15 protein-coding genes and 1 pseudogene are annotated in these 16,625 nt (G+C 66.0%); 8 read left to right on the top strand and 8 right to left on the bottom strand.

Annotation, left to right across the window (positions count from 1 at the left end; translation table 11 throughout):
- Together P3W85_RS02655 and dnaE are read right to left on the bottom strand one after the other, a co-directional pair.
- Positions 1-561 (bottom strand): annotated as a pseudogene (locus P3W85_RS02655) (glycosyltransferase); the annotation flags it as partial.
- A 98-nt stretch (positions 562-659) separates the two neighbouring features.
- Complete coding sequence (gene dnaE / locus P3W85_RS02650; protein ID WP_276263629.1) at positions 660-4,172, bottom strand: DNA polymerase III subunit alpha; 3,513 nt, start codon at positions 4,170-4,172, stop codon at positions 660-662.
- 182 nt (positions 4,173-4,354) lie between these two features.
- On the opposite strand from dnaE, the gene P3W85_RS02645 reads away from it, so the two are divergent.
- Positions 4,355-5,203 carry a sulfurtransferase gene (locus P3W85_RS02645; protein ID WP_276263628.1) on the top strand — a complete coding sequence of 283 codons (849 nt, stop codon included), beginning with the start codon at positions 4,355-4,357 and terminating at the stop codon, positions 5,201-5,203.
- A gap of 36 nt (positions 5,204-5,239) precedes the next feature.
- Here the strand turns inward: P3W85_RS02645 and P3W85_RS02640 are convergent, their stop codons facing one another.
- From P3W85_RS02640 to rpsP, 5 genes are all read right to left on the bottom strand, one after another.
- A complete protein-coding gene (locus P3W85_RS02640; protein ID WP_017224073.1) occupies positions 5,240-5,920 on the bottom strand; it encodes an NUDIX hydrolase in 681 nt (226 codons plus the stop codon).
- A 140-nt stretch (positions 5,921-6,060) separates the two neighbouring features.
- Positions 6,061-6,456, bottom strand: coding sequence for a 50S ribosomal protein L19 (gene rplS / locus P3W85_RS02635; RefSeq protein WP_017224074.1), 396 nt, complete (start codon positions 6,454-6,456; stop codon positions 6,061-6,063).
- Between the two features lie 75 nt (positions 6,457-6,531).
- On the bottom strand, positions 6,532-7,338 hold the full coding sequence (gene trmD, locus P3W85_RS02630) for a tRNA (guanosine(37)-N1)-methyltransferase TrmD (RefSeq protein WP_276263627.1): 807 nt from the start codon (positions 7,336-7,338) through the stop codon (positions 6,532-6,534).
- A gap of 59 nt (positions 7,339-7,397) precedes the next feature.
- Positions 7,398-8,108 (bottom strand): ribosome maturation factor RimM, encoded by a 711-nt coding sequence (gene rimM / locus P3W85_RS02625; RefSeq protein ID WP_017224076.1) that lies wholly within the window; start codon positions 8,106-8,108, stop codon positions 7,398-7,400.
- A gap of 49 nt (positions 8,109-8,157) precedes the next feature.
- The gene (gene rpsP, locus P3W85_RS02620) at positions 8,158-8,412 is read right to left on the bottom strand and encodes a 30S ribosomal protein S16 (protein ID WP_017224077.1); all 255 of its coding nucleotides are present in this window, start codon (positions 8,410-8,412) and stop codon (positions 8,158-8,160) included.
- Positions 8,413-8,556: 144 nt separating this feature from the next.
- Here rpsP and P3W85_RS02615 point away from each other — a divergent pair, with 144 nt between their 5' ends.
- The 5 genes from P3W85_RS02615 to P3W85_RS02595 all read left to right on the top strand — a co-directional run bounded on the left by P3W85_RS02615 (position 8,557) and on the right by P3W85_RS02595 (position 13,151).
- Positions 8,557-9,687 (top strand): PQQ-dependent sugar dehydrogenase, encoded by a 1,131-nt coding sequence (locus tag P3W85_RS02615; RefSeq protein ID WP_430869479.1) that lies wholly within the window; start codon positions 8,557-8,559, stop codon positions 9,685-9,687.
- 146 nt (positions 9,688-9,833) lie between these two features.
- Entirely contained in the window at positions 9,834-10,229 is a 396-nt protein-coding gene (locus tag P3W85_RS02610) for a hypothetical protein (protein ID WP_276263626.1), read from the top strand.
- Between the two features lie 315 nt (positions 10,230-10,544).
- On the top strand, positions 10,545-11,033 hold the full coding sequence (locus P3W85_RS02605; protein WP_276263625.1) for an NINE protein: 489 nt from the start codon (positions 10,545-10,547) through the stop codon (positions 11,031-11,033).
- 28 nt (positions 11,034-11,061) lie between these two features.
- The gene (locus P3W85_RS02600; RefSeq protein ID WP_017225315.1) at positions 11,062-11,982 is read left to right on the top strand and encodes a LysR family transcriptional regulator; all 921 of its coding nucleotides are present in this window, start codon (positions 11,062-11,064) and stop codon (positions 11,980-11,982) included.
- An 86-nt stretch (positions 11,983-12,068) separates the two neighbouring features.
- Complete coding sequence (locus P3W85_RS02595; RefSeq protein WP_276263624.1) at positions 12,069-13,151, top strand: PA0069 family radical SAM protein; 1,083 nt, start codon at positions 12,069-12,071, stop codon at positions 13,149-13,151.
- Between the two features lie 48 nt (positions 13,152-13,199).
- On the opposite strand, the gene P3W85_RS02590 is transcribed toward P3W85_RS02595, so the two are convergent.
- The gene (locus P3W85_RS02590; protein ID WP_276263623.1) at positions 13,200-13,706 is read right to left on the bottom strand and encodes an Lrp/AsnC ligand binding domain-containing protein; all 507 of its coding nucleotides are present in this window, start codon (positions 13,704-13,706) and stop codon (positions 13,200-13,202) included.
- Between the two features lie 109 nt (positions 13,707-13,815).
- On the opposite strand from P3W85_RS02590, the gene P3W85_RS02585 reads away from it, so the two are divergent.
- Positions 13,816-15,120 (top strand): D-amino acid dehydrogenase, encoded by a 1,305-nt coding sequence (locus tag P3W85_RS02585; protein ID WP_276263622.1) that lies wholly within the window; start codon positions 13,816-13,818, stop codon positions 15,118-15,120.
- A gap of 411 nt (positions 15,121-15,531) precedes the next feature.
- Positions 15,532-16,434: a crotonase/enoyl-CoA hydratase family protein gene (locus P3W85_RS02580; protein WP_276263621.1), complete on the top strand. Its 903-nt coding sequence runs from the start codon at positions 15,532-15,534 to the stop codon at positions 16,432-16,434.
- Positions 16,435-16,625: the final 191 nt, after the last annotated feature.

Raw genomic sequence — 16,625 nt, 5'->3', positions numbered from 1 at the left:
GCCGGCCGCGTCAGGAATCAGCGCGCGCGCGTCCGCCAGCATGCTGTCGTTGAGCACCACGATGCGGTCATAGTGCTCGCGGCACTGGCGCCGCAGCTTGCGCAGCTTGCGGCGGTTCTCGCGCTCCAGGTGCGCCACGCTGAAATGCTGGTAGCCGATCATCGGCACCGGCAGCCGCCCGGTGAGCCGCGACAGCGACATGTCGTAGTCGACCACCAGGTCATAGTCGCGCGCGATGCCACGGAAGCGCCGGTTGACCAGCGGCTTGCGCAGCGGCGGCAGCAGCACTTCCTCGTAGATCTTGCCAAGCGGGCCCAGCTTGCCCGCTTTCTTCAGTTGCCGGCAGCGCGACAGCCAGGCCTCCGGCGCAAGGATATGGATCTTGACGTCCGGCGGCAACAGCGCGCGGAAATGCGTCTCCAGCGCCTCGGTGGGATAGGTCAGCGTCAGGCCCACCTCGAAGCGTTCGCGATCCAGCGAAGCCAACAGCGACACCAGCGAAGTCTCGATGCCGCCGCGCAGGAAATGGGTCAGGTGAAAAAGGATGCGTTGCTTGGCCATGCGGGACGTGGGAGATCCATGTAATGACGGGATGAACGGCTGCAATGCCGGCGGGGGCGGCGCGATGCCACGCACCGCCCCCGGAACTGCAGCCTGCTTCAGCCGTACAGCATGCGGACGTTTTCGCCCGACAGCGCCGCGCGGAAGCTCGCGAGCGCGTCGTCGGACGGGGTGACCAGCCACTGCCGGCCCAGCTCCGCCTCGCAGCGCGCGCCGGTGGTGGCGTAGCTGACGCGCACTGGCACGCCCGGCGTATTGGCCACCGTCGCCAGGTATGGCGTGAGCAACTCGCGCAGCAATTCCGTCGACGCGTTGCCGTTGAAAGCCAGGCCGACCGCGTCGGCGTACTTGGCGCGCGCGGCCACCAGGTCCATCACCGATTCTGCGGTGAAGCGCACGCCGCCGGTGAAGGTGTCATGGCGCGCATTGCCTTGCACGATGATCAGCTCGTCTTCGCGGAACATGTGGCGGTTGGCGTCGAACAGCTCGTTGAACACGGTCATCTCGACCTGCCCGGTGCCGTCGTCGACCAGGACGATCAGCATCTTGCCGCGCTGCGTCATCTGGGTGCGCATGCCGGTGATGACGCCGGCGATCACCTTGCCGCGCACATCGCGGCCGTAGCCGCCGCCATTGCCCTGCACTTCCTTTTCCAGCCCGGCCAGCGTGCCCTTGAGGAAACGGCCGACTTCGTCGCGATAGGCATCGAACAGGTGCCCGGAGAAGTAATAGCCCAGGGCCTGCTTTTCTTCCTGCAGCGTGCGCTTGGGCGCCCAGCGCGGCTCGTCCACCAGCTCAGGCCGGTGCGACTCGCCGGCGTCGGCCATCAGGTCGAACAGCGAGACCTGGTTGGCGGATTCGGCCTTCTGCTCGGCGGCTTCCATCGCGAGCGACACCGAGGCCAGCAACTGGCCCCGGTTGTCGTTGAGGCTGTCGAAGGCGCCGGCGCGGATCAGGGCTTCGATGGTGCGGCGGTTGACCTGGCGGCGGTCTACGCGTTCGCAGAAATCGAACAGGTCGGCGAAGGGCTTTTCCTCGCGGGCGCGCAGGATGTCCTCGATGGCGCCCTGCCCCGAGCCCTTGATGCCGCCCAGGCCGTAGCGGATGGTCTTGGCATCGGTCGGTGCGAAGCGGTATTCGCTGGCGTTGACGTCCGGCGGCAGCACCTTGAGGTTGTTGAGCTTGCAATCCTCGTAGAGGATCTTGACCTTGTCGGTGTCGTCCATGGCGAGCGACATATTGGCTGCCATGAATTCGGCCGGATGGTGCGCCTTGAGCCAGGCCGTGTAGTAGGCCAGCAGCGCATAGGCGGCCGCGTGCGACTTGTTGAAGCCGTAGCCCGCGAATTTCTCCATCAGGTCGAAGGTGTCGTCGGCCTTCTCGGCGGTCAGGCCGTTCTTGGCCGCGCCCGCGCGGAACAACTCGCGGTGCTGGGCCATTTCCTCGGCCTTCTTCTTGCCCATGGCACGGCGCAGCAGGTCGGCGCCGCCGAGCGAGTAGCCGCCGATGATCTGCGCCATCTGCATCACCTGCTCCTGGTAGACCATGATGCCGTAGGTCTCCTTGAGCACCGGCTCGACGCGCGGGTCCGGATACTCCACCTTCTCGCGGCCGTGCTTGCGCGCGCAGAAGCTGGGGATCAGGTCCATCGGGCCGGGGCGGTACAGCGCCACCAGCGCGATGATGTCTTCGAAGCGGTCGGGCTTGGCGTCCTTCAGCATGCCCTGCATGCCGCGGCTTTCCAGCTGGAACACCGCCACCGTGTTGGCGGTCTTGAGGATGTCGAAGGCGGGGCCGTCGTCGAGCGGGATATGGCTGCAGTTCCAGTCCGCCTTGGCAGGATCGAGCCGGCGGATATAGCGCTCGGCCCAGTCCAGGATGGTCAGCGTGGTCAGGCCCAAGAAGTCGAACTTGACCAGGCCGGCGGCTTCCACGTCGTCCTTGTCATACTGGCTGACCACGCCGCTCATGCCGTCGTTCTGCGCGCCCTGCGTGTAGAGCGGGCAGAAGTCGGTCAGCTTGCCCGGCGCGATCAGCACGCCGCCGGCGTGCATGCCGACGTTACGCGTCATGCCTTCCACGCGCTGCGCCAGCTCCAGCAACTGGCGCACTTCCTCTTCGTTCTTCTCGCGTTCGGTCAGCAGCGGTTCTTCTTTCTTGGCCTCCTCGATGGTGACCAGCTTGCCCGGCTTGAAGGGAATCAGCTTGGCGATACCATCGACGAAACCGTAGCCCAGGTCGAGCACGCGGCCCACGTCGCGCACCGCGGCCTTGGCGGCCATGGTGCCGAAGGTGGCGATCTGCGAGACCGCATCCTTGCCATACTTCTCCTTCACGTAGGTGATCACGCGATCCCGCCCATGCTGGCAGAAGTCGATGTCGAAGTCGGGCATCGAGACCCGTTCCGGGTTCAGGAAACGCTCGAACAGCAGCGCGTACTTGAGCGGATCCAGGTCGGTAATGCCGAGCGCGTAGGCCACCAGCGAGCCGGCGCCGGAGCCCCGGCCCGGGCCCACCGGCACGCCATTGTTCTTGGCCCAGTTGATAAAGTCCGCCACGATCAGGAAGTAGCCGGGGAAACCCATCTTGATGATGGTGCCGGTCTCGAATTCCAGGCGCTCGTAGTATTCGGGGCGCTTGGCCTCGCGCACCGCCTCATCGGGAAACAGCACCGCCATGCGCGTTTCCAGGCCTTCCTTGGCCAGGTGCACCAGGTAGTCGTCGAGCGACATGCCGTCGGGCGTGGGGAACAGCGGCAGGCGCGGCTTGCCGAGTTCCAGCGTGAGATTGCAGCGGCGCGCGATCTGTACCGCGTTCTCCAGCGCGGACGGGATGTCGGCGAACAGCGCGCACATCTCGTCCTGGGTCTTGAAATACTGGTCGGTGGTGAATCGGCGCGTGCGGCGGGGGTTGGCCAGCAGTTCGCCTTCGGCGATGCAGGTGCGGGCCTCGTGCGCGGTGAAATCGTCGGCGGTCATGAACTGCACCGGATGCGTCGCCACCACCGGCAGGCGCATCCGGGCCGCGAGCTGCACCGCCTGCTGCACATAGGCATCGGTGCCGGGATGGCCGGCGCGCTGCAGTTCGATGTAGAAGCGCTGCGGGAACACCCTGGCCCAGTGTTCGGCGGCACGTTCCGCCGCGGCATCGTTGCCGTTGGCCAGCGCCATGCCGATATCGCCGCCCATCGCGCCGGACAGGGCGATCATGCCGCTGGCCAGCGGCAGGCCGTCTTCGCCGGCCTCGTCGAACCAGGCCGGATCGACCTCGGCACGGCCGCGATGCTGGTTGGACAGCCAGGCACGCGACAACAGCATGCACAGGTTGAGATAGCCCCGCTGCTCCTGGACCAGCAGGAGCAGCCGCGCGGGCTTGTCGCGATCGTCGGGGTTGGTAAGCCAGACGTCGGCGCCGACCACGGGCTTGACGCCGCCGCCGCGCGCCTCCTTGTAGAAACGGATCAGGCCAAAGGCATTGGCCAGGTCGGTCAGGGCGAGCGCGCCCATGCCGTCGGCCGCGGCGGCCTTGACGGCGTCCTCCAGACGCACGATGCCGTCGACGACGGAGTATTCGGAATGGAGGCGAAGATGAACGAAACGAGGTGCAGACATGGGCGTAATTGTACCGGCTCGGCATGCCGCCGCCTGCGTTCTTTGTACCCCGGGCGAAATCGCAAGACCAAGCCGGGCACTAGGAAAAGGCCGGAAGATCGCCTCCGAGGCGCTATAATTTCGCCTTTCCAATCAGGCAGTTACCGCGCAGCTACAAGGCGCGGGCCGGGCGTGCGACACCTATGCAGATCGTAAACATCTCCGCTTACAAATTCGTCTCGCTGGACGATATCCCGGTGTTGCGCCCGGAAATGCGCGCGCGCTGCGAGGCGCACGGGCTCAAGGGCACCATCCTGCTCGCGCCGGAGGGCATCAATATGTTCCTGGCGGGGGTGCGCGAAGCCATCGACGGCTTCCTCGGCTGGCTGCACGCGGATCCGCGCTTTGCCGACATCGAGCCCAAGGAGAGCCTGTCCGGGAACCAGCCCTTCAAGCGCATGCTGGTGCGCGAGAAGAAGGAAATCATCACCATGAAGATGCCGCTGATCCGCCCCGAGGCGGGCCGCGCTCCTGCGGTGAAGCCGGTCGAACTCAAGCGCTGGCTGGACCAGGGGCACGACGACGCGGGCCGCCCGGTGGTGATGCTGGATACGCGCAACGCCTTTGAAGTCGCGGTTGGCACCTTCGAGCAGGCCGTCGATTACGACATCGCCAAGTTCAGCGACTTCCCGCCGGCCATCGCCGCGCGCAAGGCGGAATTCGAAGGCAAGACGGTGGTCTCGTTCTGCACCGGCGGCATCCGCTGCGAGAAGGCCGCCATCCATATGCAGGAAGCCGGCATCGAGCACGTCTACCAGCTCGAGGGCGGCATCCTGAAATATTTCGAGGAAGTCGGTGGCAGCCATTACCAGGGCGACTGCTTCGTCTTCGACTACCGCACCGCGCTGAACCCCAGCCTGGAACCGGCCGGCCCGAAGCAATGCTTTGCCTGCCGCGCCGTGGTCACCGCCGAGGAACAGCAGAGCCCGCACTATGTGGTGGGCAAGAGCTGCCCGCACTGCACCGGGCAGGACCAGGCGGCGGCCGCCTGATACGCGATACGGCGCTCATGCGGCGCCTTACAGTGATCAGGCCGCCAGCAGGTGGTACAGATTGCGCAACATGCCGGCGGTAGCGCCCCAGATAAAACGATGGCCGCCGTCTTCGCGCGGAAACGGCATGGCGTAGAACATCCGCTCGCCATCCACCCAGCGGAACAACCGCCGCTGGTGATGGGAAGGATCCATCAGGAAACCCAGCGGCACCTCGAATACATCGGCCACCTCGCGCGCATCGGGGCGCAGCGTGAAGCCGTCGCGCACCAGGCCCACCACCGGGCTGACATGAAAGCCGGTGCCCGTGATGTAGTCGGGCAAGGCGCCCAGCACTTCCACATAGTCGCGGACCAGCCCCACCTCTTCTTCGGTCTCGCGCAGCGCCGTGGCGACCCGGTCGATATCGAAGGCTTCGTGCCGCCCGCCCGGGAAACTGATCTGCCCGGCATGCGAACTCAAGTTGGCATTGCGCTCGGTCAGCAGCACTGTCAGCCCGTCTTCCCGCTCCACCAGCGGCACCAGCACGGCCGCATCGCGCAGCGCCAGGCCGCGGTCATAGACACGCGACTCGTCGGTCAGCTCCGGCGCCCACGCCGGCGGCGACTGCAGGCGATGGCGGATGAAATCCGGCCGCAGGCGCACCTCGGCGAGCGGCGGGTGCCGGATATCGGTGGAAACGATGGGGAGGGATTCGGGATCGAAGGCGGGGCGCATATCGATCGAAGTATGACAGAAGCCCGGCAATCCAGTCTGCGCGCACCGCAGCATCGGATGTCGCGAAAATGCAAAAAGGGCACCCGAAGGTGCCCTTTTTGCAGTAGCCATGACCGGCGATGCCGGCCGCGGCAACCGGCTTACTGAGCAGCTGCTGCCTTGGCAGGCGCTGCCTTGTATGCCAGCTTTTCCTTGATCCGCGCGGACTTGCCCGAACGCTGGCGCAGGTAGTACAGCTTGGCGCGGCGGACGTCGCCACGGCGCTTCACTTCGATCGCTGCGATCAGCGGCGAGTACAGCTGGAACGTACGTTCCACGCCTTCACCCGACGAAATCTTGCGCACGATGAAGGACGAATTCAGGCCGCGATTGCGCTTGGCAATCACAACGCCTTCGTATGCCTGCACGCGCTTGCGGTTACCTTCCACCACGTTCACGCTGACGATCACGGTGTCGCCGGGTGCGAATGCGGGGATGGTCTTGTTCGCGGTCAGACGCGCGATTTCGTCTTTCTCGATCTGCTCGATGATGTTCATCGTTTCTTCTCCTTGTCCATCATGCCGGCGTTGTCTGCCCCAGGCATGGCCTGGGCCCCGGCAGAGGATGGGGTTTCACCTGACGGGAGCGAGCTCCCGCCCTTCTTTCGCCAGCCACGCCGACAGAAACTTCTCGTCGGCACGGCTGAGCAATCCTTGACTGCGCGCCGCCTCGATCAGATCGGGGCGCTTCCTCGCAGTGTTCGCAAGCGCCTGCTGGCGCCGCCACTTCTCGATCTCGGCATGATGGCCCCCGAGCAGGATATCGGGCACCCGCACGCCTTCGTATTCTTCCGGCCGCGTGTAATGCGGACAATCCAGCAGCCCGTTGACGAAGCTGTCCTGAACCGCCGACTGGGCATCGCCCAGCACGCCCGGCAAATGCCTGACCACCGCATCGATGACGGCCATGGCCGGCAATTCGCCGCCCGACAGCACGAAATCGCCGAGGCTGATTTCTTCGTCCACGCGCCGGTCGATCAGGCGCTGGTCGATGGCCTCGTAGCGGCCACACAGCAGCACCAGGCCCGGACGCTGCGCCAGCGACATCACCTTGCGGTGCGTCAGCGGCGCGCCTTGCGGCGACATCAGCACCACGTGCGGGCGCACCGGCTCCGCCTGCTCTTCCGGCGTGGCCTGCGCAGCCTGCTGCGCGGCGCAGGCCGCATCGATCGCATCCTCCAGCGGCTTGGCCAGCATCACCATGCCAGGGCCGCCGCCGTACGGGCGATCGTCGATGGTACGGTAATTGTCGGTGGTGAAATCGCGGGGATTCCAGGTGCGCAACGTATAGCGCTGCTGCTTTGCCGCCCGGCTGGTGATACCCCAGTCGGTCAGCGCACGAAACATCTCGGGAAACAGCGTGATCACATCGAACTGCATCCGCCCCTCCCTTTACTTGCCACCCCGTTGCCACCAACCGGGCGCCCGCCGCGGGACGCTCAGTAATCCAGCCCCCAGTCGACCACGACCCGCCTGGCCGCGATATCGACCGAGCGCAGGAACGCATCGACAAAAGGAATCAGGCGCTCGCCCGCCTTGCCGTCGGGCAAGACATGCGCCACCTGCAGAATCTGGTGAGCACCGTTGTCGATCAGGCCGGATACTTCGCCCAGCGACTCGCCCTGCTCATTGAACACGGCGCAGCCAATCAGATCGACCCAGTAAAACTCGTTTTCATCCGGCGCAGGGAAATCCTCGCGGCGGATCCATACACGGCGGCCCTTGAGCGCTTCGGAGTGGTTGCGATCGGTCACGCCGTTCGCCTGTGCCACCACGGTACCGCTATGCTCGCGGGACTGCACGACCTTCACGCACAAGGCCTCGGACTGCACGGCCTCCGTCGCGCCAGGCAAGCCTGACGGCGGCGGCTTCAGCAGCCACCAGCGGCGCGCGTGCAGCAGCGCGCTGGCGTCGTCGGCATGCGGCTGGACCTTGATCCAGCCGCGTATCCCGTAAGCCGCGCCGACATAACCAACCTCGATCAGGTCGTCCGGCAGCTTCTCGGCATACGCCAGCGCAGCCGGCAATCCGGCTACGCCACGCGGCTTGAGAGCCTGCTTGTCCTGCTCACCGGCCTGGGGCCGGGCCGAGGGCTCGAGCGGCACATTGAGTGGCCGCCGCGCCGGGGCGCCTTGTTTGCGTTCGGTCACGTGTCGATTGCCACGCGTCGCGAATCCCGCGAAGCGCGCGTCACAACTATCAGGCTACGGCCTTGGCGGCGTTTTGCTTGACCAGACGGGCAACCGTCGGCGACAGCTGCGCGCCCACGCCTTGCCAGTAGGTCAGGCGGTCCTGCACCAGGCGCAGGCCTTCTTCGCTTTCCGAAGCCAGGGGGTTGTAGAAACCAATACGCTCGATGAAACGGCCATCGCGACGATTACGCGAGTCGGCGGCGACGATATTGAAGAACGGGCGCTTCTTGCTGCCACCGCGAGCCAGACGGATTACGACCATGGGTTTGATTCCTCAGAAAACTTGATGTTCGAACACGAAACGCAAGAGTATAGACCAAATCCCGAGCCCAAACAAACACTTAGAGCGATTGACTCGACACCCGGCCACAGGCATCGTGGCGAAACCCCGACAGGAGAGCACGTCATGCGTTCCTATCCTCACATTCAAGCCTTCCGCGCCCTGCTGGCAGCCACTTTTGCGGCGCTTGCGTGGCTCGCCCCGGATGCTGGCGCGCAAGCCATGCTGCCGCTGGAGCAAATCCAGCTGCCGCCGGGCTTTCGCATCGAACTGCTGAGCGCCGGGGTGCCGGAAGCCCGCGGCATGACGATGTCGCCCGGCGGCACCCTCTTCGTCGGCACCCGCGGGCAGGGCAAGGTGTATGCCATCAGCAACCCGCTCTCCGGCAGCCCGAAGGTACGCACGGTAGCCACCGGCCTGACCATGCCGGTAGGAGTGGCATTTCGCGACGGCGCCCTCTATGCGTCATCGACCTCGCGCATCGTCAGGCTCGATGATATCGAGGCCCGGCTCGACAATCCGCCCCAGCCGGTTGTTGTGAGCGATCGCTTTCCCACCGAAACGCATCACGGCTGGAAGTTTATCGCGTTCGGCCCGGACGGCTACCTCTACGTTCCGGTCGGCGCGCCTTGCAATATCTGCGCGCCCGACGAGAACCGCTATGCCAACATCATGAGGATGAAGCCCGACGGCACCGACCTGCAGGTGGTGGCCAGAGGCGTGCGCAATTCGGTCGGCTTCGACTGGCACCCTGCCACCCACCAGCTCTGGTTCACCGACAACGGCCGGGACAATATGGGCGACGACATCCCCGACGACGAACTGAACCGGCTGACCCGGGCGGGCCAGCACTTCGGCTACCCCTACTGCCATGCCGGCGACGTTCCCGACCCGGAATTCGGCAAGCGGCGGCCCTGCTCGGAATTCGAGCCGCCGGTGGCAAAGCTGGGCGCCCACGTCGCCGCGCTCGGCATGCGCTTCTACACCGGCAAGCAATTTCCGGCCGCGTACCGCAACAGTATTTTCATTGCCGAGCATGGCAGCTGGAACCGTACGGTGCCGATCGGCTACCGCGTCGCCCGGGTGGTCCTGAACGACCGCGGCCAGGTAGTGCGGCAAGAGATCTTCGCGCAAGGCTGGCTGCGCGATGGCAAGCCCTGGGGCCGCCCGGTCGACGTGCTGGTCGCCCCCGACGGCTCGCTGCTGGTCAGCGACGATATGGCCGGCGCCATTTACCGTATCCGCTACGCGCCCTGAGCCGCTGGGCCCGGCCCGGCGGGCGGCACGACGAAACAATCCGTTACACCGGTAACGGCTTTCGCCTAGGCGCACCGGGACCGCGTGCGTACCATGAACCCATACCTCGAACACCATCACCGCGCGACAGGATATTGGGATTCCGCATGTTCCCCCGCTCTCTCCTGCGCGACTCGGTGGCTGGCATCGTATTGGCCGTTTCCGTGCTCGGCCTCAACGCTGCGAGCCATGCGCAAGTCGCGTTCTGGCAACACAGCCGGCCCGAAGCCCGCAACGTGGGCAACGTCCCAGTCCAGGGTGGCTGGGAGATGGCAAGCGTGCGGGCCGAACGGCAGGATCATGTGCGTGCCCAGATTGAAAGAATGGAAGCCCGCGCGCGCGCCGATGACCGCCTCAATGGCCGCCCCTCGCCTCCCGAACGGGATGACGAGCGTGGCCGTCAACCCGGGCACAATGGCCAGGGCGACGGCGGCCGCGCCGAGCAGCGCAGTCCCGGCATGGGCCCGGGCTGGCAGGCGCGCGGGCGCGACGGCGGCCGTTAGGCCTGCCAGGCAACCCAGACCTCTCCCATTGCTGCCGGCCGCACGCGCGGCCTGCCGGCCATGCCTCGCGGCACCGGCCTGCCCGCCGCATGTGCCCCGCACCGTATGACCGTCCTTCCCATCGCCTGACCGGCGGCGTCGCGCAGCGTTCCGCCCGGCAGCAAATCCACGCCTGCCAGGGCAGGATGCGCTGGCGAAAAGGCTGCGGCGCCCGCTTCTCCCGCCAGCGTACAATGAGCGCCGGCGCCGGCATGACTGGCGCTGACCCGTTATCGGGCCGGCCGCCCCAGCCGGCCACCAACCTAGTTGTCGCCCATGCCTGCCGCTACCCAAGTTCCAGCCGCCGCCGCAACCGCCAAGCCACTTCCGGGCAAATCCAAACTGATCACCGTCGCCCTGGCCTTCCTGTTCGGCAGCGTGGGGCTGCACCGCTTCTATCTTGGGGGATGGCGCGACAAGTTCGCCTGGCTCCACCTGCTGGCGGCGCTGGCGGGTGTCGTCGGCGTGCTGTCGATGCAGACGGGGGCGGGCGAGCCCGCGCTGAACTGGAGCTTCGCCGTAGCCGGCGGCGCTTCGGTCATCGGCGCCTTCCTGTCGGCCATCGTGTACGGCCTGCGCCCGGACGACAAATGGGATGCGCGTTTCAATCCGCACGGCAAGCCGACCCGCTCCGGCTGGCCGGTCGTGATCCTGGTGATCCTGTCGCTGCTGATCGGCACCGGCCTGCTGATGGCCGGCCTTGCCATCAGCTTCCAGACGTTCTTCGAATCCCAGGTCGAGGCGGCGCGCGCCCTCTCGCAGTAAGCAGGACGCGCTAGCAGGCAGGCTGCCGATGCACTTCGACCTGCTGGATATCGCGGTATTCGTGCGCGCAGCGACGCTGGGCAACCTGTCCGCCGCGGCGCGCGACCTCGGTCTCTCCACCTCGTCGGCCAGCAGCCGCCTGGCCCAGCTAGAGCAGCAGATCGGCACGCGCCTGCTGCACCGGACCACGCGCCGCCTCTCGCTGACCGGGGACGGGCAGCGCTTCCTCGAGCACGCCGCGCAATTGCTCGATACGGCCGACCAGGCAGCACAGTCGGTAGGGCGCGCAGCGCAGGCGCCGCACGGGCAGCTGCGTGTTACCGTGCCCGCCTCGTTTGGCCGGCAGCACGTCTCGCCCGCAATCCCTGCCTTTCTTGCCGCCTATCCCGGCCTGACACTGGACCTGCGCCTGACCGACCAGGTGATCGGCCTGGTCGAAGCCGGCGTGGACGTGGCGCTGCGCATGGGCGCCCTGCCGGACTCCTCGCTGGTGGCGCGCGCCCTCGCCCCGAGCCATCGCACCATTTGCGCCTCCCCCGCATATCTTGCCGCGCATGGCACGCCCCGGCATCCGGAAGACCTGCGCAAGCACAATTGCATCGTGCTGGGCGACCAGGCGTCCTGGCAGTTCGATACGGCGCTGGGCAAGACCGTGGTGGCGGTGAGCGGCAACCTGCGCACGGACAACGGCGAAGTCATCCGCGAGGCGATCCTGGCCGGCACCGGCCTTGCCCTCAAGTCCACGTGGGACGTCGGTCCCTACCTGCGTAGCGGCGCCCTGGTCAGCGTGCTCACCGACTACCCGGTGTTGCCGTCCGTCTCGATCTGGGCGGTCTACCCCAGCCGCCGCCAGGTACCCGCCAAGACGCGCGCCTTCATCGATTTCTTTGCCGCCCGCTTCGGCTCCCCGCCGTACTGGGATTGCCCCGGGGCGACGCCTTCCGCCTGACGATGGCGCGCCGGAAAACGGCCTTGGCGGTTCAGCGGGAATACTGTATAAATATACAGTATCAACGCAGCCGCAGGACCGCCAACGTGACGACCCGACCTCCCTCCCCCAGCCCGCTCAAAGGGCGGGCGGCGCGCTCGAACGACGTGAGCCGGTTCGATGCATGGACCCGCGAACAGGTAGACGATGAGTGGCAAGCCGCCGATGCGCCAGAGACACCCCAGATCCAGACCGTTGTCTTCACGGAGAAGGCGAAACGCATCGTCTCGCACAACCAGTCGCCAGACCTGCCCTTCGACGCGTCCATCAATCCATATCGCGGGTGCGAGCACGGCTGCATCTATTGCTATGCGCGTCCCAGCCATGCCTATCTGGGGCTTTCGCCGGGCCTCGACTTCGAAACCCGACTGTACGCGAAGGAAAACGCCGCCGCCCTGCTGGCGAAGGAACTGGCTGCCCGCAACTACATACCGACGGTGATAGCGCTGGGAGCCAACACCGACCCCTACCAGCCCATCGAGCGCAGGCTCCGCATCACGCGGGGTATCCTGGAAGTGCTGGAGCGATTCAACCATCCGGTGGCGATCACGACCAAGTCGGGGGTGGTCACGCGCGATATCGACATCCTGCAGCGCATGGCTGCCAGGAACCTGGTGCGGGTCCATATGTCGGTGACCACGCTGAACAACGAGATTGCCCGCACGCTGGAGCCGCGCGCCAGCGCTCCGGCCCGCCGGCTTGGCGCGATCGCCGCCCTCAGCGAGGCCGGCATTCCGGTCGGCGTGATGGTGGCGCCCGTGATTCCGAGCCTGACCGATCCGGAGATGGAGTCCATCCTGGAGGCGGGCGCCAATGCGGGCGCAAAGACGGCGGCGTATATCCTGCTGCGGCTGCCGCGGGAAGTGGCGGAGCTGTTCTCGGAATGGCTGGCCACCTACCACCCGCTGCGTGCCCGCCATGTCGAAAGCCTGATCGCGCAGATGCGGGGAGGCCAGGCCTACGACCCGCGCTTCGGGACCCGCATGACCGGTACCGGCATCTTCGCCGAGCTGCTGCGCAAGCGCTTCACGCTGGCCTGCAAGCGCTTCGGACTCAACGCCGAGCGCCATCCGCTCACCACCGAGCACTTCTCCAGGGACAGCGCGGCGCCGCAGATGTCCTTGTTCTAGGCAGAACACCAGACACATGCCCGCATGCCGTCGTGCCGGCTGCGGGTTTCAGCCGTGTGGCGGCGCCTTCTCGTCGACGGCGATCGCCAGCGTTTCCTTGATCTCCTCCATCACCACATAGCTCTTGGACTGCGCGGCGCCCGGCAGTTGCAGCAGGATGTCGCCAAGCAGGCGCCGGTATTCGCCGATCTCGCGGATGCGGGCCTTGATCAGGTAGTCGAAGTCGCCCGACACCAGATGGCATTCCAGCACCTCGGGAATGCGCGAGACCTCGCGACGGAACTGCTCGAACATATTGCCGGACTTGTTGCCCAGCGAGATCTCGACGAACACCAGCAGGGCACTGCCGAGCAGCGCGGGATTCAGGCGCGCGTAGTAGCCCATGATGACGCCGTCGCGCTCCATCCGCTTGACCCGCTCGATGCACGGCGTGATGGTCAGTCCGACCGCTTCCGCCAGCTCCTTCATCGACATTCGCCCATCCGCCTGGAGCAAGGCCAGGATCTTCCGATCCAGCCGGTCCAGGCTGCGCACGGGCTGACGACTTGTTCTCATTACTTGTTCCTGTTTCCCTGAAAATTACGATAACTATGACTGCCGATATTTCAATAGTATAGAGATAAATACTTTATCCATTCCATTTTTTGGTTGAGAGCCCCCGACTATGCGCGTCCTCGTTCTTGGCAGTGGCGTAATTGGCGTAACCAGCGCCTGGTACCTGGCCCGTGCCGGCCATGAAGTCACCGTGGTCGACCGCGAGGCCGCGCCGGCGCTTGGCACCAGTTTTGCCAACGCAGGCCAGATTTCGCCGGGGTATGCGTCGCCGTGGGCCGCGCCGGGCGTGCCGCTCAAAGCCATCAAATGGATGTTCCAGGAGCATGCGCCGCTCACCATCCGCCCGGACGGCACGCTGTTCCAGCTGCAATGGATGTGGCAGATGCTGATGAACTGCACAGCCGAGCGCTATGCCGTCAACAAGGAACGGATGGTGCGGCTGGCCGAGTACAGCCGCGACTGCATCCGTACCCTGCGCGCCGACACCGGCATCGCCTACGAAGGCCGCCAGCAAGGCACGCTGCAAGTCTTCCGCACCGATGAGCAGCTCGACGGTGCGGCCAAGGACATTGCCGTGCTGGAACAAGCCGGCGTGCCCTACCAGTTGCTATCGCGCGAGGACCTCGCCGCCAGCGAACCGGCCCTGGCCGCCGTCAGCCACAAGCTGAGCGGCGGCCTGCGGCTGCCCAACGACGAAACCGGCGACTGCCAGCTCTTTACCCAGAAGCTGGCAGCCATGGCCGAGGGCCTGGGCGTGCGGTTCCAGTACAACCGGTCCATCGATGGCCTGCTGACCAAGGGCGGCGCCGTCACCGGCGCCATGGTCGGCGGCGAACCCGTCATGGCGGATCTGGTCGTGGTGGCGTTGGGAAGCTGGTCGACGCCTTTTGTGAAGAATCTCCTGCCGGGCCTGTCGAACCTGCCGGTGTATCCGCTCAAGGGCTTCTCCCTGACCGTGCCGATGACCAGCGCGGAACGCAGCCCCGTTTCCACCGTGCTCGACGAAACCTACAAGGTCGCGATCACACGCTTCGACGATCGCATCCGCGTAGGCGGCATGGCGCAGATCGTCGGCTACGACCGCGCCCTCGACCCGGCCAAGCGCCGCACGCTGGAACACGTGGTCACGGACCTGTTCCCGGGCGCCGGCGATGTCAGCCGCGCCAGCTTCTGGACCGGCTTGCGCCCGATGACGCCGGACGGCACGCCCATCGTCGGCCCCACCCCCCTCAAGGGGCTATGGCTCAACACCGGCCACGGCACGCTGGGCTGGACCATGGCCTGCGGCTCGGGCAAATTGCTGTCGGACCTGGTGTCGGGCACCTCGCCGGCGATTCGCGCCGATGACCTGTCGGTTGCGCGCTACCTGAAGCCATCGGGCATGCGCGCCGCGCACCGGCCCGCCGTGGCCTGACCTGGGCACGCTTCCCGCGCCTGCCGGCGGATCGCGCCGGCAGCAAGACCGGCCCCTGGCCGAACCTCTCAAGGCTCCCTGCCGCCCTTCCCGTTGAATCAGACATGCGTTCTGTCGGGTCATGGCGGCTCCGGAATCCCGTCGGCTATCCACATGGAAATCCTGGTCGAGCAGAAGCCTGACAACCTGAACCCATAGGTTGACCGGTTGCTGCCGGCGAGTCAGGCCGCGGCGAAGCACGCCGGAGATCGAAGGGCCACGGAGGAACTCCCCTTTTTCCTTGCGCGCGCGGCGTTCCTCCATCGTCAGCGTGGTACGTAGATCCGGGTCCGTACGGGCAGTATTATCAACAGTCAGCCCTGACGGTCGAAGAATCCCCATTTCTCGCCCACGCATCCAAGGAGGCCCGCGATGCCAGCATTCTCCACACTGACGATCGAGCAAGATCCGCAATCGCCACGGGTTGCCCGTCTTCTCCTCAACCGGCCCGAGCGGCTGAACGCGATCAACGACCAGACGCCGCGAGAGATCCGGGCCGCTGTCGAGTGGGCGCAGGCCAGCGATGACGTCCATGTCATCGTGGTCGAGGGCGCGGGCAAGGGATTCTGCGGCGGCTACGACCTGGCCGGCACGGCGGAGCAAAACATCGAGCACCCGTGCCAGCAGGAGAGCTATCCGTGGGACCCCATGGTCGACTACGCGTACATGAAGCGCAACACCGAAGACTTCATGAGCCTGTGGCGCTGCAGCAAGCCGACGATCGCCAAGGTGCATGGCTATGCGGTTGCCGGTGGCAGCGATATCGCCTTGAGCTGCGACCTGCTGGTGATGGCCAAGAACGCGCGCATCGGCTATATGCCAACGCGCGTCTGGGGTTGTCCGACCACGGCGATGTGGACCTATCGGCTGGGCCCGGCGCGCGCCAAACAGCTAATGTTTACCGGCGACACGATCGATGGGAAAACGGCGGCTGCCTGGGGCCTTGCCAATGAGGTCGTCCCCAGCGAGGAACTGGAGGCGGCGACGCTCAAGCTTGCCAACCGGATTGCCGGCGTTCCGCGCAGCCACCTTGCCATGCACAAGCTGGTGGTCAACCAGGTCATGCTGACCATGGGGCTGGAGCAATCGCAAACGATGGCCACGATGTTCGACGGCATCACACGGCACAACCCGGAGGGGCTCTGGTTTCGCCGGTACGCGCAAGCCGAGGGATTCAAGGCTGCGGTGCAATGGCGCGATAGCGGCAAGCCGATCCCGGAGGGCGACGAGGCGCGCGCGCTGATTCGCGAGCTGGAGGCGAGGCAGGGGAAATAGCCGCGAAGACAGCCGCGTGAACTGCGGCCGATAGTCCCGGCCCTCCTGGCTCAAGCAAGCCGGCAAAGAAAATGGGGGCAGTCACCTGGACTACCCCCCCAAATCGTCAACCAGCGTTGTCAGCGGCTGGCCCCGCAGAACCGCCGCTGTCCAGCCGCTGTCCTGCCGCTTTGCTGCCTGCGCCCAAGCGT

Source organism: Cupriavidus basilensis, from assembly GCF_029335485.1.
In the GTDB taxonomy this organism is placed as follows: Bacteria; Pseudomonadota; Gammaproteobacteria; order Burkholderiales; family Burkholderiaceae; genus Cupriavidus; species Cupriavidus basilensis_E.
Note: the sequence above shows the minus strand (reverse complement) of the source record. Positions and strands in the feature narration are given on the sequence as shown.

What these genes read in the sequence shown, in the direction of transcription:
- dnaE (WP_276263629.1), bottom strand. Translation starts at nt 4,172, where the DNA reads ATGTCTGCACCTCGTTTCGTTCATCTTCGCCTCCATTCCGAATACTCC.
- P3W85_RS02645 (WP_276263628.1), top strand. Translation starts at nt 4,355, where the DNA reads ATGCAGATCGTAAACATCTCCGCTTACAAATTCGTCTCGCTGGACGAT.
- P3W85_RS02640 (WP_017224073.1), bottom strand. Translation starts at nt 5,920, where the DNA reads ATGCGCCCCGCCTTCGATCCCGAATCCCTCCCCATCGTTTCCACCGAT.
- rplS (WP_017224074.1), bottom strand. Translation starts at nt 6,456, where the DNA reads ATGAACATCATCGAGCAGATCGAGAAAGACGAAATCGCGCGTCTGACC.
- trmD (WP_276263627.1), bottom strand. Translation starts at nt 7,338, where the DNA reads ATGCAGTTCGATGTGATCACGCTGTTTCCCGAGATGTTTCGTGCGCTG.
- rpsP (WP_017224077.1), bottom strand. Translation starts at nt 8,412, where the DNA reads ATGGTCGTAATCCGTCTGGCTCGCGGTGGCAGCAAGAAGCGCCCGTTC.
- P3W85_RS02615 (WP_430869479.1), top strand. Translation starts at nt 8,557, where the DNA reads ATGCGTTCCTATCCTCACATTCAAGCCTTCCGCGCCCTGCTGGCAGCC.
- P3W85_RS02610 (WP_276263626.1), top strand. Translation starts at nt 9,834, where the DNA reads ATGTTCCCCCGCTCTCTCCTGCGCGACTCGGTGGCTGGCATCGTATTG.
- P3W85_RS02605 (WP_276263625.1), top strand. Translation starts at nt 10,545, where the DNA reads ATGCCTGCCGCTACCCAAGTTCCAGCCGCCGCCGCAACCGCCAAGCCA.
- P3W85_RS02600 (WP_017225315.1), top strand. Translation starts at nt 11,062, where the DNA reads ATGCACTTCGACCTGCTGGATATCGCGGTATTCGTGCGCGCAGCGACG.
- P3W85_RS02590 (WP_276263623.1), bottom strand. Translation starts at nt 13,706, where the DNA reads ATGAGAACAAGTCGTCAGCCCGTGCGCAGCCTGGACCGGCTGGATCGG.
- P3W85_RS02585 (WP_276263622.1), top strand. Translation starts at nt 13,816, where the DNA reads ATGCGCGTCCTCGTTCTTGGCAGTGGCGTAATTGGCGTAACCAGCGCC.
- P3W85_RS02580 (WP_276263621.1), top strand. Translation starts at nt 15,532, where the DNA reads ATGCCAGCATTCTCCACACTGACGATCGAGCAAGATCCGCAATCGCCA.